We start from the raw sequence: 22,109 nt of genomic DNA, 5'->3' as shown, positions 1-22,109 counted from the left end.
TTTACCCGGTTCGGCGATGAACCGGATTTAGGACTCGTTCCAGTCCTTCGCCCCCCGGTCGCTGGCCTCTCCGCTCGTCGGGGCCTTTGGGGATTCCTTCTCCAGCAGATGCGGCGCCATCACCTCCTCCAGGGTGTATCCGGTCAGGCGCCGGATGCTGCGCCATAGGTACCAGAAGATCAGCATCATCATGACCATGGATGGAATGGCGATCATCGGATAGCTGACCAGGGTCATGCGGCCCAGCTCCTCGTTGAAGGCTTCGGTGCCGGCGGGGCTGGTGACGATCCAGCGGGCCAGTACGTAGTTCATGATGGAGGAAAACAGGAAGGTGCCGGCAAAGTAGTAGCTGGCTTTTTGCAGCCGCGCTTCGAACACTTCGACGGTGCCCTCGGCCAGCAGCCGGTGGTGGATTTTATCCACATCCAGTACCGACGGGTTGTACAGCAGGGTCCGGACCAAAGGATAGCGGGTGCGGGTGGAGATCAGGACCGCCAGGCCGATGATTGCGGGGACGGCCGCCTCTTTTACAGCAAGCCACTGCGGGTTCAGCTCCAGCAGACCGATGCCACCGGTCAGGGTGACGCTGATCAGCCCCAGCAGCGCGATGAAGTTCTTCTTGCGGTAACGCACCAGCTCGAACAGGCCCCAGCCAATGGGAAAGGCGAGGGCCACCACCAGCGCGTAAACGCTGCCCAGGGAGTCGCTGCCGCTGAGTTTCATCAGAATCACGGACGGGATCACGATGCTGACGAGCAGGTCGATCCAGGGGCGTGGTTTGTGGTCGGGAACCGTTCCGGTCTTGCTTGTATTCATTTAAGTCCCTGATTTAAATCAAATTATCTGAGATATTCACACGTTGGTGACGGTCACCAGTATACGACGATTCGCCCCCTCGGGCGACGACGGTCTGGCCTTCGGGCCAGTGCGCCAGGTCGTCGTCATTCCTGGGTCAGGTCAGCAGGTCGGACAGGCCAGAGGCCCGCTGCACCCGTTGCGTGACCGCCTGGCGCAGCACCCGGGCGTCGCCGGTGATCAGGCTGAACCAGTAACGGGCCCGGGTGATGCCGGTGTAGACCAACTCCCGGGTCAGTACCGGGCTCAGGCGATCCGGCAACACCAGGCAGGTGTGGCTGAACTCCGAGCCCTGGGATTTGTGTACCGTCATGGCGAACACGGTCTCCAGCTGCTGCAAGCGGCTCGGAGAAATCCAGCGGATGCCGTCGCTGCCGTCGGCGGCGGGGAACGCCACCCGCAGCACCGGCTCCCCTTCCCTGCCCCAGGGCAGTTCAAAGGTGATGCCGATGTCGCCGTTCATCAGCCCCAGGTTGTAGTCGTTGGCGGTGACCAGCACCGGACGTCCGGCATACCAGCCCTCGGCGCGGTCGATCAGCCCCGCAGCCTTCAGCTGCTGACCGATGCGCAGGTTCAGTCCGTCCACGCCCCAGGGGCCCTGGCGCAGAGCGCACAGCACCTGAAAGTCGTTGAAGGCGGCCAGCACCCGGCGCGCCAAGTCGTCCCAGGCTTCCCGGGGGCTGTCGGTCTCCGGCCTGCCAGCACGCATCAGGGACAGGTAGTGGCGGTAACCCACCGGCGGCGGTACCGGCCCCTGGTGGTCGTGACGACCCTGGCCCTGGTGACGGAAGGCACCTGGACTGCCGTCCAGGGCGTGCCGGCAGATCAGGGCCAGGGTGGTGTCGGGGTCTGGCCCCGGGGCCGGGCCGTTGAGCCAGATCACATCCTCCAGGCGGCCGTCATGGCACGACTGAAGCAGGTGATCGTCGAGCCGGCCGGTGTTGACTGCCTCGGCCAGGCGACCGATGCCGCTGTCGGCGCCGAAGCGGTGACTGAGCCTCAGCATGGCCACGGCCTGATCGAGAGGCCGGCCGCCGGGATCGGCCTGGGTGTCGGGCAGAGTCTGGCCGGTGACTGCCTGAATCCAGGCCAGGGTGTCCGGCCGGTAATGGCCGTGCTGGGCACGCAGGCACAGTTCGCCGAGCACGGCGCCGGCGTCCACCGAGGCGAGCTGGTCTTTGTCGCCCAGCAGAATCAGGTGCGCCTCCGGTGGCAGTGCCTCGAACACCGAGGCCATCAGATCCACGTCCACCATGGAGGCTTCGTCGATCACCAGCACGTCCACCGGCAGCGGCTGGTCCCGGTGGTGGTGGAAACGGCGGCTGTCCGGGCGGCTGCCGAGCAGTCGGTGCACGGTGGTGACCTGGGTGGGAATGTCTTCCAGAGTCACCTGTCCGGGCAGGTGCGCCAGCGGCAGTTGCCGTACCCGGCCGCCAATGGATTCGTTCAGCCGGGCGGCCGCCTTGCCGGTCGGTGCCGCCAGGCGGATGCGGTATTTCCGTCCGGCCCGGGCCGGGTCCTCCCCCGCCAGTGCCTGCAACGCCGCCAGCAGCTTCACCACGGTGGTGGTCTTGCCGGTGCCGGGGCCGCCGGTGATCACCGCGAACCGGTGCCGGGCCGCCAGGGCGCAGGCGATTTTCTGGTAGTCCGGGTTGCCCGGGTCGGGAAACAGCACCGACAGGGCCTTCGCCAGGGTTCGGGCCGCCGGGCCCTGGCCGTCGGTCACACTGGACACCGGGGCCAGTCGCTGCCGGATGCCGGCGGCGATGATTTGTTCATAGCGCCAGAAGCGGTACAGGTACAGGCGTTCGCCGGCCATCACCAGAGGCGTGGTGCGGTGGCCGTCGCCGACCGCGCGGCTGGCCGCCAGGGCCTGCTGACAGTCCGCCAGGCTCAGGTGCCGGAACAGGCGTTCCGGTGCCGGTGGCCGGTCGTCGCCGGCGCGTGCGGGCGCCTCCGCCGGCGGCAGGGCCAGGGTGGCGTCCGCCCGGGTGCAGAGGCCTGCGAGGTCGAGGCAGACGTGGCCGCGCCCCACCTGGTGTGACACCAGCGCGGCGAGCATCAGCACCAGTGGCTGCACGGTTTCGCCCTGTTCATCGGCGAGGTTGCGGATCAGTTCGGCAAAGGCCAGGTCCAGGGGCCGCAGCCAGCCGGCCTCGCGCCAGCGTCGCAGCAGCGCCAGGGTGTGTTCGGGGCTGGCCAGGGCGTTGTCGTCGCCCGGTTCCGGCGGTGGCAGGTCGAGATCCAGTTGGGGCGTCGGCGGGCTGTGCCGGTTCATACGGCGGTCTCCTGATGCCGGGGTTCGCCATCGAACAGGCCGTCCAGCTGTTCGATCAGCTCACGGGGGGGCTTGTCGGTGAAGGTGCCGGCGGTCGGTGCCCGGTAGCCGCGCAGGAACAGGTACACGGCGCCGCCCAGGTGGCGGTCGTAGTCGTAGTCCGGCAACCGGGCCCTGAGCAGGCGGTGCAGGGCCAGCAGGTACAGGCAATACTGCAGGTCGTAGCGCTTGTCGAGTATCGTCTGCCCGAGCGCCTGCGGGGTGTAGGCGCTGTCGTCCTCGCCCAGGTGGTTGGATTTGTAGTCCAGCAGGTAGTAGCGGCCCTGGTGCTCGAACACCAGGTCCACGAATCCCTTGAGCATGCCGTTGAGCTGGCGCTGTTCCAGTGCCGGCCGGTCGGCGCCACCCAAGGTGTGACGCCGGACCAGCCGGTCCAGGGCCGAGGTGCTGACCTGGCAGCTCTCGTACCAGAACTCCAGTTCCGGTCGGGCGCTGGTCAGTCCGGCCAGTGGCATCCGGGTGTGACCGTCCCGGTCCAAGGGCAGGGGCGTCCGGAACAACGCCAGCAGCCACTCGGTCAGTGGCTCGGCCCAGGCTTCCCAGCCCCGGCTGGTACAGCGCCGGTGCAGGTAGTCCCGCAGCGGCTCGGAGTTATCCACAAGAGGGCCGAAACCGTTCCGGGCACACCACTCCAGCACTTCATGCAGGAAGGTGCCCGGGCCGGCGCCCCGGGGGAATTCGTGCTGGGGGGCCTGGGTTGTCGCCGGTCCTGTGGATAACTCCGGGATCTCCGGCTCCTCCGCCAGGTTCTGGCTTTGCGGATCTTCCGCTTCGGCGGTGAACGGGCCACCGGCGCCGCTCAGGCCCTGGTATTCGAGCGCGGAATAGCTGGCGATCCACCAGTCTTCCCGGGCTTCCCGTTGAGCTTCCAGGGCCGGCCCCAGGCCCGGGTCCCCCGGGGGGTGGTAGCTGTCGCCGTCCGGTGTTGGCACGGGGCGCACAGCGATGGCCGGCTCGGCTTCGGCCAGGGGCTGCAGGTAGGGAGTGATGGGCGGTGTGTCGGCGCCGGTGTCGGTACCGGCCAGAAGGTAGCCGAGGCCGCTGCGGGGCCAGCCATCGAGCGCGGCGGCGCCCACCCAAGTGGCGTGGCGGGCCCGGGTCAGGGCGACGTACAGCTTGCGGATGTCTTCGCCCAGGCGTTCCCGGTCGGCCCGGGCCAGATGCTCCGGTTCCGGGTCGAACACGGTGACCAGCCGGCCCTGGTCGTCATGGTAGCGCACGAACGCCCGCCGTTCGGTTTCGGCCCGGTAGGCGGTACCGAACGGCAGGAACACCAGCGGGTACTCCAGGCCCTTGGACTTATGCACGGTGATCACCTTCACCAGGCCCGCGTCGCTTTCCAGCCGCAGGGTGCGGTGCTCGTTCTCTTCGTCGGCGGCGCGAAGGATCTGGGTGAAGTGGTGCACCAGGGCGTGTTCGCCGTCCAGTTGTAGGCTGTCCTGCTGCAACAGCTCCGCGATGTGCAGGATGTCTGTGAGTCTTCGCTCACCGTCTGGGCGTTGCAGCAGGCGAGCAGGTACGTCAAAGTCCATCAAGAAGCTGCGCAGCACTGGCAGCACGCCCTGGGTCTGCCATTGCTGCTGGTAGCCCTGGAAGCGTTCGATTTCCCGTTCCAGGGCCAGTTCGTCGGTAAGCAGCCGGTCCAGCGCTGCCCAGTCCAGCGCCAGGGTGGGCGTGGCCAAGGCGGCGCGCACCAGGGCCAGCTGGCGTGGCTCCGCAAAGGCGCGCAGCCAGGTGAGGATTTCCGTGGCTTCCGGCGAGCGCAGCACCGAGTCCCGGTCGGACAGGTAGACACTTTTTACCCGCCGGCGTGCCAGGGCTTCCCGCACCGCGGCGGCCTCGCCGCGGTTGTTGACGAGAACGGCGATGTCCTGGGGCTGCAACGGTTGCAACGGGCCGTCGTCGGCCGGGCGGAACCCCGCCCTGCCCTGCTGGCCCAGGGTCAGCAGGCGGGTGATCTCGCCGGCGCAGGCTTCGGCGAGCTGCTCGGTGCTGCGGCCTTTGGCCAGGCCCCGGCCGGTGTCAGGGTCCGGGTCCAGGGTCCAAAAGGTCAGGCTGGGTTGGGGCTGCTCGTCCACCTGCCACTGGTGCCGGGTGCCTTCGGCGGTTACCGGCTGGAATGGCAGCGGTGACTGGTCGCCCCGGCCGAACAGGAACGCGCCGTCCGGGCGCTGTTGGTCAGCGTGCGCGAACACCCGGTTTACCGCCGCCACCATGGCGCGGGCCGAGCGGAAGTTGCGACCCAGGGTGTGGGTGCGGTCGCCGGCGCTGCGGCGCGCGCTCAGGTAGGTGTAGATGTCGGCACCGCGAAAGGCGTAGATGGCCTGTTTCGGGTCGCCGATCATCAGCAGGCCGGTATCCGGATGATTGTCCGCGACCCGGTAGATGCGGTCGAAGATGCGGTACTGGACCGGGTCGGTGTCCTGGAATTCGTCGATCAGGGCCACCGGGAACTGGCGCCGCAGCGTGGCAGCCAGTTGGGGGCCGCGGGGGCCCTGCAGGGCGGCGTCCAGACGTGTGAGCAGGTCGTCGAAGCCCATTTCCGAGCGCTGCTGTTTTTCCGTCTCCAGGCGCCGGGCGACCCAGGCGGCGGCGTGGCGCAGGATATCGGCGCGGGCGCTGGCGTTGCTCTGGCCGAAGGCGATCAGCTCGGCGATGGTGTCGAACGCCGGGTGTCCCGGCACCTCGCCCTCCCCCTTGAGCACGTCGGCCAGGCCGGCCGGTGTCTGGTTATGGAATCCTTTGGCCCGGTCGAGGTTGGCCGGCAGCAGGGCTTCGGCGTCGTCAGCCCAGGCCAGCAGCGCGTCCCAGGTCTTGAGCATGGCGTTGCGGCTGGCTCCGTGCAGCCGCTTGTCCCGGTGCAGCCGGTTGAGCAGCTCGGCCACGTCCTCCCGCCACCGGGTCCAGGGCTGCTGTTTCAGCGCCTGGGCCTGTTGCTGGCGCTGTGTCACCAGGGCGTCGAGGGCGGCGGCCACGTCCCGTTCCGGCAGCGGCCAGTCAGCGGCCTCGGACAGCAGCGGTCGCAGCGAGGCGCGCAGATCCGCCGGGGTGTGCCAGTGGTTCAGGGCTTCGTCCATCAGCGTCGCCGGCAGCGGGTAGAAGAAGGTGCGCCAGTAATCGCGCACCACGTCGTCCAGCAGTTCGCTCTGGTCGGTTTCCAGGGTCAGCCGAAACAGGCTGCCACTGTCGAAGGCGTGTTCGCCGAGCATGCGGTGGCACCAGCCGTGAATGGTGGCCACGGCGGCTTCGTCCATCCATTCGGCGGCCAGCAGCAGTTTGCGGCGGCACTCCGGCCACTGGCTGCGGTCGGGATAGCCCTGGTCGCGCAGCCGCACCAACAGCTCGGTGTCCGGCGTTGGCGCGGGGGCGCTGTCGGAGAACACCTCGGCGGCCTGGGTCAGTCGAGCGCGGATGCGTTCGCGCAGTTCCTGGGTCGCCGCTTCGGTGAAGGTCACCACCAGCAGGTTCGGAGGCAGCAGACCCGCCGCCAGCGGGCTGCCGTCAGGCTGGCCGTGGCCGAGCACCAGGCGCACGTACAGCAGGGCGATGGTGAAGGTTTTGCCGGTGCCGGCGCTGGCCTCGATCAGTTGGCTGCCATGCAGTGGCAGCGCCAGCGGGTCGAGGCCCGCAGCGGGGGTGTCGCTCATGCCGGGGTCTCCATCGGGTTGGTCAGCGGCTGGCCCTGCTCGGCCTGCCACAGCGGCAGGTACAGCTGGTGCAGCAGGGTGACGAACGCTTCGCCGTCCAGCAGGGCCTCGGCACTGTCGTAGCTGCCGCGGAGGTAGCCGGTGTCGCGCGCCAGCGCTTGCTCATACGCTTGACGGGCCTGGTCGTCGGCGCGGGCCCGGTCCTGGCGGTAGTCGCGGCTCTGGTAGTAGCTGTAGATCCAGGCAAAGGCCGCTTCGCAGTGCAGTGGCAGCGGCCGGGTGGTGGCAGCGATCCAGTGGGTCAGGAGGCGGTCCAGGCAGTGCCGGGCGAGGTCCGGCGCCAGGCTGGGCAGGTGCACCTCACGGCCGGCTTCCTTGGCAAGGATGCGGGTCTGGAAGGGGGTGTCGGTGAGCTGGCCGGCCAGGTGCAGCACCCAGTCCCGCATCAGGTTGCCGTAGCGCAGCCGGCGCTGGTTGCCGGCACCGGCCAGCAGGCTGGACTGGGCCAGCACCAGTCGGCAGTACCGGCCGTCGCGGTCGCGGCGCACCGAGTCGATCAGGTCCGTCACCGTCACCGTGCCGTCGGGCCCCTGGTACCGGTAGTCGAACGGCAGGGGCTCGGGCAGCGCGTCAGGCCAGTCATTGAGGGCGCGCCGATAGCGTTGATACAGGTCCGGCAGTCGGGCCGACAGTTCCGTGCGCAGGTGCTGCTCGGTCAGGCCCATGCCCAGCTCGCCGCGGCGGGCCATGCGGTCGAGCACGGCCCGGGTGCGCTGCGCCAGCTCATCTTCGGAGCCGGCCTTGAGCACGGCGTCGCGGATCAGTTCCTGATCCAGGCGCCAGCGATCCAGACCGCTGAGGTCGAAGGATTCGGTGTCGGTGTCCTCCTCCTCGACCGTTTCGAACCGGACCTGCAGGCGGTGTTGGTAGAAGGTTGCCATGGGCTGTTTCAGGAACTGGCCCAGGTCGGCGCTCCGCAGAGGCTCCTCTGGCGCCCGGTACGGCAGCGCTTCCCGTTCGCCGGCGGGCTGGCCGGGGCTATGAGCCTCGCGCCATTCCTTCTCGAAGGTGAACAGACGCCGGTCGCGCACCACCTCGGCCACGGGCCGGGGCTGGTCGGGTTGGTCTGGGCGGGCGTTGTCCGAGGGAAAATAGGCCCGGCTGAACGGCTGCAGAGGGTGTCGGGTGGTCAGGGCTTGGCTGGCGCTCAGGTCCGGCTGGCCGGGGACCTGCCAGAGGCTGTCCAGATAGTCCCGGAGCTGCGCCACCAGTACCGAGGGCGGTCGTTCGGAATCGTCGCGGATGCTGCGACCGACCCAGCTGATGTACAGCTGTTCCCGCGCCGACAACAGGGCTTCCAGGAACAGGTAGCGGTCGTCCTCACGGCGGGAGCGGTCGCCGGGGCGATAATCCCGGGCCATCAGGTCGAAGTCCACCGGTGGCCGCGAACGGGGGTAGTCACCGTCGTTCATGCCCAACAGGCAGATTCGCCGGAATGGAATGGCGCGCATCGGCATCAGGGTGGCGAAGTTGACCTTACCCGCCAGGAATCGCTGGTTCAGGCCGGCCTCGTCCAGGCCGGACAACAGCACGTCCCGGACGATGGCCAGCGGCAGCGGCTGGTCCAGGCCGGCGGCGCGGGTATCGTCCAGCCAGTGCTCCAGCTGCCGACGGAACCGGTTCAGTCGCAACAGGTCGGCGCCGCTGACTGGGCCGAAGAAGCGCTCCAGCAGGTCGGCGAGCAGGCGGCCCCAGGCCTCCGGGGTGCGGGGCGTCTGCAGTGCCTGCCACAGCTGCTCCAGCTGCTGGACGAACTCGGCCAGCTGGCCGGCTAGGCTGGCTTGCAGGCCGGCCACCTCGGGGTAAGGCTCGACGCCGGCCCAGGGCTCTGCCTCGCCCAGGCTGTAGCCCAGCAGCATGGCCCGCAGCCCGGCCTGCCAGGTGTTGCGTTCCAGCCCCTCGGGCAGGTCCAGGCTGTGGCGCTGGCGGGCGTGCAGGCCCCAGCGGATGTTGGCACCCTCCACCCAGCGGCGGATCAGTGGCAGGTCCGCCTCGTCCAGCCCGAACCGGGCGCGCAGGCTGGGCACTTCCAGCAGGCTCAGGATCTCGCTGGCACCAAAGCGGCTGCGGGGCAGGGACAGTAGGGTTTCGAGGGCGATCAGCACCGGCTCGTGGTGGCGCTGGCCCTGGTCGGACAGGGTGAAGGGAATATGGCGGCGATGACCGGCGGGGTAACGGCCGAACACCGCCTGGATGTGCGGTGCGTAGGTGTTGATGTCCGGCACCATCACCATCACGTCTCGCGGTCGCAGGCTGGGATCGGCGTTGAAGGCCGCCAGCAGCTGGTCGTGCAGGATTTCCACCTCCCGCTGTGGGCTGTGGGCTTCATGAAAAGCGATGGAGTGATCCTCCGCCAGATCCAGCGGCCGTTGTTGCTCGCGGGCCTCCCGGAGTGGCGTCAGGTTGTGGATATCGTTCTGGATCTGGTGCAGTAGCCTGGGCGAGGCCGGATCACCGTGGTCGGAAAAAATGTCGATCTTGTGGTCGGGGGTGTCGAGCCGGCCGCGGTAGGCGTCCGGTTCATCGAACTCGTCCAGCAGTCGAATGTAGTCCCGGCCCTGCTTGCCCCAGGCCGCCAGCAGCGGATTGGCGTGCTGGTGCAACTGTTCCGGATCGGTGACGGCGGCGAGGGTCGGGTGCGGCCGGCCCCGACGGCGCTGGGCCCTGAGCAGATCCCGGTCGCTGACGATGTCGGCCCAGTAGTACTGGCAGGGGTTGTGCACGCACAGCACCACTTGGCTGAAGCGGCTGAGCACGTGCAGTGCCTCCAGCGCCTGCCGGGGCAGCGAGGACACGCCAAACACCACGATGCGCCGGGGCAGCCGGGCCGGGTTGGCGGGTGCGGCCCGTTGCCGGCCCTCGGTCAGGAACCGGGTGTGGATACGCGAGCGGCTGGTGCCGGCCTGCGCCCCCACGTCCGCCACCAGCCGACGCCACAGCAGCGGCTGCCAGCGGGTGTCCGGATCCAGCGGCTGTTCGCCGTCCCGGGCGGTCAGCAGCAGGTCCCGGCCCTGCTCCCAGGCGCTCAACCAGTCGGCGCGGAACACCTGGTACTGGTCGAACAGGTCGGCCACCTTTTCGGCCAGCTGGAAGGTGCGTTGGGCCGGATCATGGCCGTCCAGAAACCGGGCCAGGGGCTGGTAGGCGTCGTCGCTGTGCACCACCTCCGGCAGCAGCCGGTACAGGCGCCAGACCAGGCGCGGCTTGTCGAACGGCGACTGCTCCGGCACCTCGCCGTCCGGCAGCACCGCCCGGTAGGCCTGCCAGATGAAACGGGCCGGAAACAGGAACTCGACACCGGCGGCGATGCCCAGCCCGCCGTCGATGCCCGGGTCCTGACGTTTTTCCGCCAGCGCCAGCTTCAGCCACTGAGCGATGCCGTTGCTCTGTACCAGAAAGGTTTCGCTTTCCAGCGGTGGCAGGGGGCTCTGGCGGCACAGAAACACCACCGCCCGGCGCAGGTCTTCCAGGTGATTGGCGTGAATGGCGTGGAATCCGGGTTGCAGGCTGTGGCTGTCGGGCATGGGCTTCCTGATCGGCACATCGGACTGGGTTGCTGGCTCGCGGGACCCCCGCAGGGTAAAGGGTAACGCAATTTGCCGCCGATGCGGATGCCCGGCACGGATTTGAGCGATGGCCGGCATCGTCGTACAGTGAGGAGCCACACCCTGTCCAGACCCGTGCCGAGACCCCATTCGATCTACCCATGGCCACCGCTTCCGATACCCTGGCACCGCGCGGCGCCGACCTCGCCAACCCGCTGTACTACTTGGAAAACATGGAGACAGTGGTGGGCTGGGTCCTGGCCCACCACGGTGATCTGTTGACCCCGGCCGAACGGCGGCGTCTGGATGCCTTCCGGGTGCTGCCGGAGCCGGCCCGGGCGTTGCTGACCCGGTTGGTGATGCGCACCGGCGAGCTGTTCCGCGCCGACAAGCTGGCCTACCCCGAGCTGCCGGTGGCCGACGCCCTGGCCTGCCTGGCCGACGGTGGCTGGCTGCGGACCGACCCGGAGCTGGCCCTGGCCGACCTGTTCCGGCTCTATACCCTGGCGGAGCTGCGCCAGGCGTTCGCCCCGCTGCTGGCGAGCCTCGGCCTGCCCCGATCCCTGCCCAAACGGGAGCTGCAGGCACGGCTGAGCCCGGAGATGAGCGTGCCGAACCCCCTGAAACGGTGGCCGGGAGCGCTGCCCGGGCCGGTGGTGCAACTGACCGACATGGCCCTGTTTGAGCGGGTCCGGTTGATGTTCTTCGGCAACCTGCGCCAGGGCTGGGCCGATTTCGTGCTGGTGGAGCTGGGCCATCAGCAGTATGAGCGGGTGCCGTTCACACCGGCGTCCCGTGCCTTCCAGTGCCGGGACCACGTGGACCGTTACCTGGTACTGCACCAGTGCCGCGAGCAACTGGACGCCGGCGTCGAGCCCGGGGCGGTCTGGCCGCAGGTACCGGAGGCCTCGGGCAACCCCTGGCTGGACCGGCGCCGGGACCGGCTGCTGCTGGAACTGGGCCGGCTGGCGGACCGGGGCGGCGACAGGGACCTGGCACTGAGAGCCTATGCCGCCTCCGGCCATCCCGAGGCGCACCTGAAGCGCCTGCGCCTGCTGGAGCGCGACGGCCGGATCGAGGATGCCTGGCGGTTGCTGGCCACCCTGCCCGAGTCGGACGCCGGCGATGATCCTTCCGGCCAGGGTGAAGCCGAGGCGGAAGGGTTGGCCCGGTTGCGCCGGCGCTTGGCGCGCAAGCTGAATCTGCCCGCGCCCCCACCCGCGCCCCGACCGACGATCCGGGAGTGGACCCTGAACCTGCCGGGCCCCACCGGTCCGGTGGAGGCGGCGGTGGCCCGGCATCTGCACCGGGACGATGCCCCGGTGGCCTATGTGGAAAACTGCCTGATTCCGGGCCTGTTTGGCCTGCTGTGCTGGCCGGCGGTGTTCGAGCCCCTGCCCGGCGCTTTCTTTCATCCCTTCCACGCCGCTCCGGCCGACCTGGCCTGGCCGGATTTCGTGGCTCGCCGCCAGGCCGGGTTCGCCACCTGCCTGGCCCGGCTGCGTACGGACGACTACCGGACCGACATCCTTGACACCTGGGATGCCAAATACGGGCTGGCCAACCCGTTCGTGGCTTGGTCCGAGCTGTCCCGGCCCCTGCTGGAACGGGCTCTGGCGTGCATTCCCGCCGGCCACCTGGAGGCCATGTTCCGGCGCCTGCTGCAGGACGTGCGCGGCCATCGCAGCGGCTTTCCCGACCTGATTCGGTTCCGGCCGGCGGACAGGTCGGGGTCACGCTACGAACTGATCGAGGTAAAGGGGCCGGGGGACCGGCTGCAGGACCACCAGCGGCGTTGGCTCGTCTATTTTGCCCATCAGGGCATTCCGGCCAGCGTCTGCTATCTGCGCTGGCACGCGCCGGAGTCCGCGCCGTGAAAGTGGCGGTGCGTACCCTGTGCGAATTTGCTGCGCGCACCGGCGATCTGGACATCCGGTACACCCCGGCGCCCACCGCCGAACAGGGCATCGCCGGCCACCGGACACTCCAGCAGCGCCGGAGCGGTCGCTATGTCAGTGAATACGTGCTGACTGGTGAGTGCATGGGCATCAAGTTGTCCGGGCGTGCCGACGGGTACGATCCGGAGGCCGGCCGGCTGGAGGAGATCAAGACGCACCGGGGGGATCTGGCGCGCCTGCGACCGGCGCAGCGGGCGCTGCACTGGGCCCAGTTGCGGGCCTACGGCGCCCTGCTCTGCCGCCAGCTGGGGCGAGCCTCGGTGGAGCTGGCGCTGGTGTATTACGACCTGGGGCGGGACCGGGAAACCCGGTTGACGGAAACCGCCGGCGCCGACGACCTGTGGCAAGCGCTGGAAGACCTGTGCCGGCGCTACCGTGACTGGGCCGAGCAGGAGGTGGCGCACCGGGCGCGCCGGGACGCTTGCCTGGCCGGGCTGCAGTTTCCGTTCCCGGCGTTCCGGCCGCACCAGCGCCCGCTGGCCGAGACGGTCTACCGAAACGCCCGGAGCGGCGGTCGCTTGCTGCTGGAAGCCCCCACCGGTCTGGGCAAAACCCTGGGTACGCTGTTCCCGGCCCTAATGGCCCTGGCCCGGGGCGGTCAGGACCGGGTGTTCTATCTGACCTGCCGCAACACCGCCCGGGCCCTGGTTCTGGATGCGGTGGCGCGGCTCCGCCGGGCGCAGCCGGCGTCGGCGGCCTGGTCCCTGCGGGTGCTGGAACTGGTGGCCCGGGACGATGCCTGCGAGCACCCGGACAAGGCTTGCCACGGCGATGCCTGCCCACTGGCCCGGGGCTTTTTTGACCGGCTGCCGGCGGCGCGCCAGGCGGCGGTCGAGGCCGGAGTTCTGAGTCGGGATCGGCTCGCCCGTATCGCCGCCGAGCACGCGGTGTGTCCCTACTTCCTGGCCCAGGAAATGGCCCGCTGGTGCGATCTGGTGGTGGCGGACGTGAACCGGATGTTCGACCAGTCCGCCCTGCTGCATGCCCTGGTGTTGCAGAACCAGTGGCAGGCTACGGTGCTGGTGGATGAAGCTCACAATCTGGTGGACCGTGCCCGGGGCATGTACTCGGTCCGCCTGAGCCAGCAGCGCCTGCTGCGGGTGCGGCGAACGGCGCCGCCCCCACTGCGGGGCCCTCTGGCCCGGGTGGCGCGAGCCTGGCAGGCCCTGGCCCGGAGCGAGCCGGCGCAGCACCCGGTGTTTCTGGAGCCGGGTCCGCCCCGGGCCCTGGTGGCCGGCCTGCAGCTGTTGGTCTCGGCGCTCGGCGATTATCTGGCGGAGCAGCCGCCGGACCGACCCCTGCAGGAGCTGCTGTTCGACAGTGTGGCCTTCCTGAAACTGGCGGAACGCTTCGGCGATCACTCCCTGTGTGAGTACCATCGGCCCGGACGCGGTCAGGCGACGTTGACACTGCACAACCTGGTGCCGGCGGACTTTCTGCGGGAGCGCTTCGCCGCCGCTCACTCGGTGTTGCTGTTTTCCGCCACCCTGACCCCGGGGGTGTACCATCGCGACCTGCTCGGGCTGCCGGCGGATACCGCCTTCACCCGCCTGCCCAGTCCCTTCTCTGCCGACCAGTTACGGCTGTGCTTCACCCCCAACATCAGCACCCGGAAACCGGACCGGGCGCAGTCTCTGCGTCCCATCGCCGACCTGATTGCCCGGCAGTTCCGGGAACGCCCGGGGCATTACCTCGCCTTCTTCAGCAGCTTTGATTACCTGACCGCCGTGGCCGATACCCTGGCCGAGCACTGGCCGGAAGTCCCCCAGCGGCGCCAGACCCCCGGCCTGACCGAAGCCGGGCGGGCGGCATTTCTGGCGCCCTTCCGAGAACCCGGCGCCGGCGTCGCCTTCGCGGTGCTGGGCGGCATCTTCGGTGAGGGCATCGACCTGCCCGGGGAGCAGCTGATCGGGGCCTTCGTGGCGACGCTGGGACTGCCCCCCTTCGACGCCTGGCACGAACAGCTGCGCCAGCGCCTGGAGCGTCGTTTTGGCGCCGGTCACGACTACGCCTACCGGATTCCCGGCCTGCAGAAGGTGGCGCAGGCGGCGGGACGGGTGATCCGCACGCCCCGGGACCGGGGCGTGATCTGGCTGATTGACGACCGCTTCACCCGGCCGGAGGTGCGCAGCCTGCTGCCCCAGTGGTGGTTTTCCACCCCGGCGCCGGGCGCCTAGGGCGGCCTCCGGTTACACGCGGTAGTGGTTTTGTCGGGCGGGGGCGCTAGAATGCCTGGCCCTTAATGACAAGCTTTCCCTGCCAAAGGACATTCACCGCCCATGAACAACACGGATCTGGTGTTCCAGAGCTATGGCCGCTGCTGCCGCAAGGAGGCCTTCTTCGAGGATTTCTACCACCATTTCATGGCCAGTTCGGACGACATTCGCGCGCTGTTTCGGGATACCGACATGGCGGCCCAGCGCCATCTGCTGAGGCATGGCGTCATGCAGCTGATCCTGTACGCCCGGGGCATGTCGGATCGCAAGCTCCGGGCACTGGGGGAAAGCCACAGTCGTCGGCGCTACAACATCCGACCGGAGTGGTACGCACTGTGGCTGGACGCCCTGGTGAAAACCGTGCGCGCCCACGATCCGGACTACACCCCGGAGCTGGGCGCGGCCTGGCGCGAGGTGCTGATGCCGGGCATCAACCTGATCCGGGACGCCTACTGACCGGCAGGCTCAGCCCCGGCGGGCCGGCCGGGCCAGCCACTCATGGCCCTTCAGCATGCCGTGCCAGTAGAGGGTCGGCAGCTGCTTGGCTTTCAGCCACCAGGCGGCCCGGGTTGCCTGGGTGCCGTCGTTGATCCACTTCGGGAAGGTGGGCTGCAGGGTGCCGCCATAACCGAATTCCGCCAGTACGATGCGGCCCCGTTCCACGGTCAGCGGGCAGGAGCCGTAGCCCAGGTAGGCGGCCCGCAGCGGCTGGTTGCGCAGGGTGGCGATCAGGTTTTCCGCCACCACCGGCGCCTGCTTGCGGACCGCCGCGGCGGTCTTGGCGTTGCCGGTACCGCTGACATCCCCCAGCCCGAACACATTGGCGTAGCGGCGGTGGCGCAGGGTGTCGTCTTCCAGGTCCAGCCAGCCGTCGCCGTTGGCCAGGGTGGATGTGCGGATGAAGGCGGGAGCCCGTTGCGGCGGGACCGCGTGCAGCAGGTCGAAGGTCACCTCCCGGTCCTGGCTGTTGCCCTCGGCGTCGGTGTGCCGGAAGGTGGCGGTGCGGGCCGGACCGTTCACTGCCACCAGGTTGCTTTGAAAGTTGAGATCGATGCCGTAGCGCCGCACATAGGCTTCCAGCGCCGGCACGTAGGCGGCCACGCCGAACAGCACGGCGCCGGCGTTGTGGAACTGCACGTCGATGTTGCCCAGCACCCCCTGCCGCCGCCAGTGATCGCAGGACAGGTACATGGCCTTCTGCGGCGCGCCCGCGCACTTGATCGGCATTGGCGGCTGGCTGAACAGGGCCCGGCCTTGTCGCAGCTGCTGCACCAGGTCCCAGGTGTAACGGGCCAGGCCCTGCTGGTAGTTGGACGTGACGCCGTTCTGCCCCAGCGTCGCCTCCAGGCCATCGATGGCGCCCCAGTTCAGTTCCAGCCCCGGCGCCAGCACCAGAATGTCATAGGCAAGCCAGCGACCGTCCGACAGCTGCACCCGGTGCTGGTCCGGGTCCAGCGCCTGCACGGCCTGCTGGTACCATTGCACGAAGTCCGGCATCACCGTCGACATGGGACGGGCGGTGATCTCTTCCCGGAACACGCCGCCGCCGACCAGGGTCCAGCCCGGCTGATAGTGATGCACCGAGGCCGGTTCGATCACGGCCAGGTCCAGACTGTGGTCCCGCCGGTGCAGGCTGGCGGCCACGGAGATGCCGGCGGCGCCCCCGCCGACGATAACCACGGTGTGCTTCTTGGGGGTAGCGGCGTTCGAATTCATGCCTTGGACCTCTTTTGTCGTTGTTGGCGGATCGGAACGGGCCTTGGAGGTCCATCCTACCAAACAAATAAGAATATCGTTATATCGATTTGTAATTTAGCGACGCTGTCATGGAAATGCCACAGCCAGCCGGTACCGTGTCGCCGGATCGGACATCGGCGGGCCTGGAGCCCGGGCGGTGTCTGGCCCCTGGTCGTTGCCAGCGGATGGTCGACGCAGTTGCCGAATCACCATCGAATTCCGGAATAACGGCCGAATGCAGAACCCACATGCCTCGTCACTGAGCTCTGTCCAGGTCACCATGCTGGCGCTGGGGGTGATCACGGTGCTGTCGACCTGGGCGCTGTTCATCTACCAGTCCGTCACGGCCCGTTCGGAAGCCCTGGCGGCGAGCCGTTCCCAGCATATCAACCTGGCGCTGGTGGTCTCCGAAAGCCTGAAACAGATGACCGACCGGGCCAGTGCCATGGCCCGCGTCATCGCGACCGAATACCCCGATCCCGAGGCCCTGAACCGTGATGACCGCCTGCTGAGCCTGCTGGCAGAGGACCCGGTGTTCAACCGGCTGAGCGTCTACGACACCGGGGGCGAGCTGCGTTATTCCTCCCACCGCCACTCCGCCCGGCCGCAGCTGGGGCCGTGGCTGGCGCAGGCCCGGCAGCACGGCGAACGCTTCGGTGCCACGCCGTTGTTGCCGCGGTACGACGAGTCGGCGCCGGTGGGCCTGCCGGGCTGGCGCTTGCCGTTCCTGGTTCCGGTCGCGCGCCCGGGCACCGAGCAGCTGGAACAGCTGATTCTGCTGGAGCTGGACATTGGCTATCTGGCGGGCCTGCTGCAGCATGTGGTCATTGGCGAGGGGGCCTTTGTCCAGATCCTGGGTCCGGACGGCCACGAATGGATGCGCGCCGACAGCAGCGGCGTGATGGCCGCGGACATCGATACGCCCCGGGTCCGGCCAGACCTGGAGCGGCGGGTCAGCAGTGGTGACCGGACGTTCGAGACGGCGGACGGCGAGCGTTACCAGTACGTGTACGTGACGCGCGCGGCCAACGGCTTCACGGTCACGCTGGCACAACCGCACCGGGCCATTCTCGCCAGCCAGACTCGGACCTGCTACAACCAGCTGGCGCTGACCTTGCTGATGACCCTGGTGGTAACCGCCGTCACCCTGTGGCTGATCCGCGCCCTGCAGCGCCAGCAGACGGTACTCGATGCCCTGCAGGCCTCCGAGGCGCGCAACCAGCAGCTGATCGAACGCCTGGAATCCGAGCACGCTCGCAGCCGTCGGATTGCGGCCATCGACCACCTCAGCGGCCTGCTCAATCGGCGCCAGTTCCTGGAAGAAGCCGGCGCGCGGCTGGAGCAGCAACGGCGGGCGCGGCGGCTGGCGGCGCTGATGTTCATCGACCTGGACCGGTTCAAGTCGATCAACGACAGTCTCGGCCATCAGGTGGGAGACTTGCTCTTGCAGGCGGTGGCGGGCCGGATCCAGCGACTGCTTGGCACGGAAGACCTGGCGGCCCGCTTCGGCGGCGATGAATTCGTGGTGCTGTTGGCGGGGGAACGGCGGGAGCGGGACATCGAGGACTGGGCCCGGGAACTGGCCCGACGCCTGTCATCGCCCTACGAGCTGGACGGCACCGAACTGAAGAACAGCCCCAGCATCGGCATCGCCATCGCGCCCCGGGACGGCCAGGCCCTGGATGAACTCATCCGCTGTGCCGACGCCGCCATGTATTCGGCGAAAAAAGCGGGGCGCGGGCAGTACCGGTTTTTCGACCAGTCCCTCAACCTGCGGGACGTGGAGCAGTTTCACCTGGAGCAGTCGTTCTCGGAGGCCCTGCACAACCGGGAGTTCGTGCTCCATTTCCAGCCCCAGGTGGCGCTGGACAGCCTGCAGGTGTGTGGTTTCGAGGCGTTGGTGCGCTGGCAGCATCCCCGCTTCGGGCTGGTGTATCCGGACCGTTTCGTGCCGCTGGCGGAGTCTACCGGGTTTATCGTGCCCCTGGGGCTGGAGGTGGTGCGGCTGGCCTGTGAGCAGATCGTGGCTTGGCGCGAGCAGGGACTGCCGCCGCAGGTGGTGGCGGTCAATGCCTCGCCGGTGCAGCTGGCGCAACCGGATTTCAGCGAGCGGGTGCTGGCGATTCTGGCGCAGCACGGTGTCGGGCCGGACCGGTTCGATCTGGAAATTACCGAAACCTCGATACTGGACAGCACCGCCCTGGCCCATCTGGAGGCGTTGCGGGCCGCCGGCATGAGTCTGAGCCTGGACGACTTCGGCACCGGCTATTCCGGGCTGGCCCATTTGGAGGCGGTGCCGGTCAGCAAGCTGAAGATCGACCGCAGCCTGGTGGCGAAGATCTGCAACCGTCATGACGACAGTCCGATCGTGTCCTCCACCATCATCCTGGCCAAGCGCATGAACCTGAGCGTGGTGGCGGAGGGGGTGGAAACCCGGGAGCAGGTGGTTCACCTGACGGTGGCCGGCTGCGATATTGCCCAGGGCTATCATTTCAGCCGCCCCATGCCGGCGGCCGAGGTGCCGGCGTTCCTGGCCCAGTTCGGCCGGGCCGAGACGGCGACCTGAGCGGCGTTCAGGCCGGCCGGTGAATCCGGGTGCCGGCCCGGCCCGCCACCAGGTTGAGGGCATCGTCCAGGCGCCCGATCACCGCGTCCCCGCCCCGAGCGGCGAAGTCCCGGGCCGCCTGCAGCTTGGGTCCCATGGAGCCGGCCGGCGCGTCGATGCCCTCGGCCTCGGCCAGGGTCAGGTGACTCAGCCGGGTGGCGTGGTCGGTACCGAAGTCCCGGTAGACGCCGTCCACGTCGGTCAGCAGCAGCAGCCGGTCGGCGCCCAGTTCGATGGCCAGCCGGGCGCTGACCGCGTCCTTGTCGATCACCGCCTCAACGCCGGTCAGGCTGCCGTCCGGGCGGCGGATCACCGGAATGCCACCTCCGCCGGCGCAGATGGCGATGGCGCCCCGTTCGATCAGGAAGCGGATGATGTTCAGGTCCGGGATCTCCGCCGGCCGGGGCGAGGGTACGACCCGGCGCCAGTGGTCGCCGTCCCGGGCAATCTGCCAGCCCAGGTGGTCGGCCCGAGTGCGGGCTTCCTCGTAGTCGTAGACCGGGCCGATGAATTTGGTCGGATTCCGGAACGCGGGATCCCGGGCATCGACGATCACCTGGGTCAGCAGGGTGGCCACCGGCACCTGGTGCGCCAGCTCGTTTTCCAGTTCCTGCTCGATCATATAGCCGATCATGCCCTCGGACTCGGCACCCAAGACATCCAGGGAAAACAGCTCGTCGGGTTTGTAGGCGATGCCCTGCAGGGCCAGCAGGCCGACCTGGGGGCCGTTGCCGTGGGTCACCACCAGCCGGTGTCCGGCCCGGACCAGGTCCGCCAGGGGTTTGGCGGCCCTGCGGATGTTGCGGCGCTGGTTGTCTTCGGTCAGCGCCTCTCCCCGTTGCAGCATGGCGTTTCCGCCCAGGGCGGCGACGATCAGCATGGTCAGCCTCCGAGGGTGGCGACCAGCACCGCCTTGATGGTGTGCATGCGGTTTTCCGCCTGGTCGAAGACGATCGAGGCGTCGCTTTCAAACACCTCCTCGGTCACCTCCATCGCACTCAGGCCGAACTGCGCCTGGATGTCCTGGCCGACGCGGGTCTCGGTGTTGTGGAAGGCGGGCAGGCAGTGCATGAAGCGGGCTCTGGGGTTGCCGGTCCGGGCCATCACCCCGGCGTTGACCTGGTAGGGCAGCAGCAGGTCGATGCGCTCCTGCCATTTGTCCTTGGGCTCGCCCATGGACAGCCACACGTCGGTGTAGACGAAGTCCACCTGCCGCACCGCCTCGTCGATGTCCTCGGTCAGGGTGATCCTCGCGCCGGTCTGGTCGGCCACCGCCTCCGCCGCCGCGACGAGGTCCGGGTCTGGCCAGCAGGCCCGGGGCGCGCACAGGCGCACGTCCATGCCCATCTTGGCGGCGCCGAGCATCAGGCTGTCCCCCATGTTGTTGCCGGCGTCGCCCAGGAAGGCAAAGGCGACCTGACGCAGGGGTTTTTCGACGTGCTCGCGCATGGTCAGGAAATCCGCCAGGATCTGGGTCGGGTGGAATTCATCGGTAAGGCCGTTGAACACCGGCACGCCAGCGTGTGCCGCCAGCTCCTCCACCACGGCCTGGCCGAAGCCGCGGTATTCGATGGCATCGTAGATGCGACCCAGCACCCGGGCGGTGTCACGCACCGATTCCTTGTGTCCGATGTGGGTACCGGTGGGGCCCAGGTAGGTGACCCGGGCGCCCTGGTCGTAGGCCGCCACTTCGAAGCCGACCCGGGTCCGGGTGGAGTTCTTTTCGAAGATCAGGGCAATGTCCTTGCCAGCGAGTGTCGGCACCTCGGTGCCGGCGTACTTGGCGGCCTTGAGGTCGGCCGCCAGTTTCAGCAGGAACTCGATTTCCCGGGGCGAGAAGTCGCGCAGGGTCAGGAAGTGCCGGTTTTTCAGGTTGAACGCCATGACAGGTCTCCTTGGCCATCAGGCCGGGTCTCGGATGGTTGGGCAGCTCATACAGCGGCCGCCGCCGCGGCCACGGCCCAGTTCCGCCCCCGGCATGGCCAGCACCTCGATGCCGACGGCGCTCAGGGCGGCGTTGGTGTCGTCGTTGCGGTCGTAGCCGACCACCACGCCGGGGCTGAGTGCCAGCACGTTGTTGCCGTCGTTCCACTGCTCCCGCTCCCGTTCGGCCGGATCGTCACCGCCGGTGGGCACCACCTCCAGGCTGGGGTAGCCGAGGACTTCGGCAACCACCTCGAACAGGTGCCGGGAGTCCTGATGGAAGCGGAACGGCTGTTGGTCCTGGCTCGGGTACAGGTCGTAGCAGACGATCTCGTCGGCCACTTCCTTGAAGGTGGTGACGACGTTGCCGCCGCAGAAAGTGAAGACGGTGTCCAGGTGCATGGAGGCCCTCGCCTTCGGAATCTGGCAGGCGATCACCCGCTCGGCGTCGCCGCTCTCGAACAGGGCCCGGGCCAGCTGGCCCACGCCTTGGGGCGAGGAGCGCTCGCCCATGCCCACCAGGACCGTGCCCTGGCCCACCGGCATCACGTCGCCGCCCTCCAGGGTGGCCAGGCCGTGGTCTTTCAGGGGATCGCCCCAGTGCTCCCGGACGTGGCCGGCGAACCGGGGATGAAAACGGTAGATGGCGGTCATCAGCAGGGTTTCCGGCTTGCGCGCCGGCCAGTGCATCGGGTTAAGGGTGACGCCGCCGTAGATCCAGGCGCTGTTGTCCCGGGTGAACAGGAAGTTGGGCAGCGGCGGCAGCACGAATCCCAGCGGCCCGAGGTGATTGCCGAACAGGCCGGTGGGGGCAAACGGCAGGTCCGACACCCGCAGGCCGCCCATCAGGTACTCCGCCAGCTGCCGGCCGGGCAGCTCGTCCAGCCAGGCGCGCAGGTCCGCCAGCATGCCCATGCCGACGTGGTCGTGGTTGATCCGGTGGTCGAGCACCCAGCGCCGGGCGTCGGCGAGGTCCAGAGTGTCCGCCAGCAGATCGTTCACATCCAGCACTTCGACGCCCCGCTCGCGCATCAGCTGCGTGAATACCGCGTGGTCCTTCTGGGCCTGCTTGACCCAGAACACGTCGTCGAACAGCAGCTCAGCGCAGTTGGAGGGGGTGAGCCGGCGATGGGCCAGGCCGGGACGGGCGACGATCACCTGCCGCAGGGTGCCGGTTTCGGAATGGACGCCAAGGGTGGGCGTGGTGGTCATGTCGGGATCTCCT

General features: G+C 68.6%; 12 protein-coding genes. 4 read left to right on the top strand and 8 right to left on the bottom strand.

Annotated features, from left to right (window positions below; translation table 11 throughout):
- Window positions 1–27: 27 nt before the first annotated feature.
- From BTO32_RS05705 to recC, 4 genes are all read right to left on the bottom strand, one after another.
- Window positions 28–816, bottom strand: coding sequence for a VC0807 family protein (locus BTO32_RS05705; RefSeq protein WP_076723557.1), 789 nt, complete (start codon window positions 814–816; stop codon window positions 28–30).
- Window positions 817–952: 136 nt separating this feature from the next.
- Window positions 953–3,133, bottom strand: a complete 2,181-nt coding sequence (gene recD, locus BTO32_RS05700) for an exodeoxyribonuclease V subunit alpha (protein WP_076723555.1) — start codon at window positions 3,131–3,133, stop codon at window positions 953–955.
- The gene (gene recB, locus BTO32_RS05695) at window positions 3,130–6,840 is read right to left on the bottom strand and encodes an exodeoxyribonuclease V subunit beta (protein WP_076723552.1); all 3,711 of its coding nucleotides are present in this window, start codon (window positions 6,838–6,840) and stop codon (window positions 3,130–3,132) included. The genes recD and recB overlap by 4 nt, the downstream gene beginning before the upstream one ends.
- The gene (recC, locus tag BTO32_RS05690; protein WP_076723550.1) at window positions 6,837–10,424 is read right to left on the bottom strand and encodes an exodeoxyribonuclease V subunit gamma; all 3,588 of its coding nucleotides are present in this window, start codon (window positions 10,422–10,424) and stop codon (window positions 6,837–6,839) included. The genes recB and recC overlap by 4 nt, the downstream gene beginning before the upstream one ends.
- Window positions 10,425–10,606: 182 nt before the next feature.
- Here recC and BTO32_RS05685 point away from each other — a divergent pair, with 182 nt between their 5' ends.
- The 3 genes from BTO32_RS05685 to BTO32_RS05675 all read left to right on the top strand — a co-directional run bounded on the left by BTO32_RS05685 (window position 10,607) and on the right by BTO32_RS05675 (window position 15,075).
- Window positions 10,607–12,322, top strand: coding sequence for a VRR-NUC domain-containing protein (locus BTO32_RS05685; protein ID WP_076723548.1), 1,716 nt, complete (start codon window positions 10,607–10,609; stop codon window positions 12,320–12,322).
- A complete protein-coding gene (locus tag BTO32_RS05680; RefSeq protein WP_076723545.1) occupies window positions 12,319–14,580 on the top strand; it encodes an ATP-dependent DNA helicase in 2,262 nt (753 codons plus the stop codon). The genes BTO32_RS05685 and BTO32_RS05680 overlap by 4 nt, the downstream gene beginning before the upstream one ends.
- Window positions 14,581–14,682: 102 nt before the next feature.
- Window positions 14,683–15,075, top strand: a complete 393-nt coding sequence (locus BTO32_RS05675; RefSeq protein WP_076723543.1) for a globin — start codon at window positions 14,683–14,685, stop codon at window positions 15,073–15,075.
- 9 nt (window positions 15,076–15,084) lie between these two features.
- Here the strand turns inward: BTO32_RS05675 and BTO32_RS05670 are convergent, their stop codons facing one another.
- Window positions 15,085–16,335: an NAD(P)/FAD-dependent oxidoreductase gene (locus BTO32_RS05670; protein WP_076723541.1), complete on the bottom strand. Its 1,251-nt coding sequence runs from the start codon at window positions 16,333–16,335 to the stop codon at window positions 15,085–15,087.
- A 256-nt stretch (window positions 16,336–16,591) separates the two neighbouring features.
- Between BTO32_RS05670 and BTO32_RS05665 the strand changes: the two genes are divergently transcribed.
- Entirely contained in the window at window positions 16,592–18,922 is a 2,331-nt protein-coding gene (locus BTO32_RS05665) for a putative bifunctional diguanylate cyclase/phosphodiesterase (RefSeq protein ID WP_076723539.1), read from the top strand.
- 7 nt (window positions 18,923–18,929) lie between these two features.
- On the opposite strand, the gene arcC is transcribed toward BTO32_RS05665, so the two are convergent.
- The 3 genes from arcC to BTO32_RS05650 are packed head-to-tail and all read right to left on the bottom strand — an operon-like array spanning window position 18,930 to window position 22,096.
- Window positions 18,930–19,841 carry a carbamate kinase gene (gene arcC, locus BTO32_RS05660; RefSeq protein ID WP_076723536.1) on the bottom strand — a complete coding sequence of 304 codons (912 nt, stop codon included), beginning with the start codon at window positions 19,839–19,841 and terminating at the stop codon, window positions 18,930–18,932.
- A gap of 2 nt (window positions 19,842–19,843) precedes the next feature.
- A complete protein-coding gene (gene argF / locus BTO32_RS05655) occupies window positions 19,844–20,845 on the bottom strand; it encodes an ornithine carbamoyltransferase (protein WP_076723534.1) in 1,002 nt (333 codons plus the stop codon).
- 18 nt (window positions 20,846–20,863) lie between these two features.
- Window positions 20,864–22,096, bottom strand: coding sequence for an arginine deiminase (locus BTO32_RS05650; protein WP_076723531.1), 1,233 nt, complete (start codon window positions 22,094–22,096; stop codon window positions 20,864–20,866).
- Window positions 22,097–22,109: the final 13 nt, after the last annotated feature.

Source organism: Marinobacter lutaoensis, assembly GCF_001981305.1.
In the GTDB taxonomy this organism is placed as follows: Bacteria; Pseudomonadota; Gammaproteobacteria; order Pseudomonadales; family Oleiphilaceae; genus Marinobacter; species Marinobacter lutaoensis.
Note: the sequence above shows the minus strand (reverse complement) of the source record. Positions and strands in the feature narration are given on the sequence as shown.

Coding starts and splice junctions, on each gene's coding strand:
- BTO32_RS05705 (WP_076723557.1), bottom strand. CDS start 816: ATGAATACAAGCAAGACCGGAACGGTTCCCGACCACAAACCACGCCCC.
- recD (WP_076723555.1), bottom strand. CDS start 3,133: ATGAACCGGCACAGCCCGCCGACGCCCCAACTGGATCTCGACCTGCCA.
- recB (WP_076723552.1), bottom strand. CDS start 6,840: ATGAGCGACACCCCCGCTGCGGGCCTCGACCCGCTGGCGCTGCCACTG.
- recC (WP_076723550.1), bottom strand. CDS start 10,424: ATGCCCGACAGCCACAGCCTGCAACCCGGATTCCACGCCATTCACGCC.
- BTO32_RS05685 (WP_076723548.1), top strand. CDS start 10,607: ATGGCCACCGCTTCCGATACCCTGGCACCGCGCGGCGCCGACCTCGCC.
- BTO32_RS05675 (WP_076723543.1), top strand. CDS start 14,683: ATGAACAACACGGATCTGGTGTTCCAGAGCTATGGCCGCTGCTGCCGC.
- BTO32_RS05670 (WP_076723541.1), bottom strand. CDS start 16,335: ATGAATTCGAACGCCGCTACCCCCAAGAAGCACACCGTGGTTATCGTC.
- BTO32_RS05665 (WP_076723539.1), top strand. CDS start 16,592: ATGCAGAACCCACATGCCTCGTCACTGAGCTCTGTCCAGGTCACCATG.
- arcC (WP_076723536.1), bottom strand. CDS start 19,841: ATGCTGATCGTCGCCGCCCTGGGCGGAAACGCCATGCTGCAACGGGGA.
- argF (WP_076723534.1), bottom strand. CDS start 20,845: ATGGCGTTCAACCTGAAAAACCGGCACTTCCTGACCCTGCGCGACTTC.
- BTO32_RS05650 (WP_076723531.1), bottom strand. CDS start 22,096: ATGACCACCACGCCCACCCTTGGCGTCCATTCCGAAACCGGCACCCTG.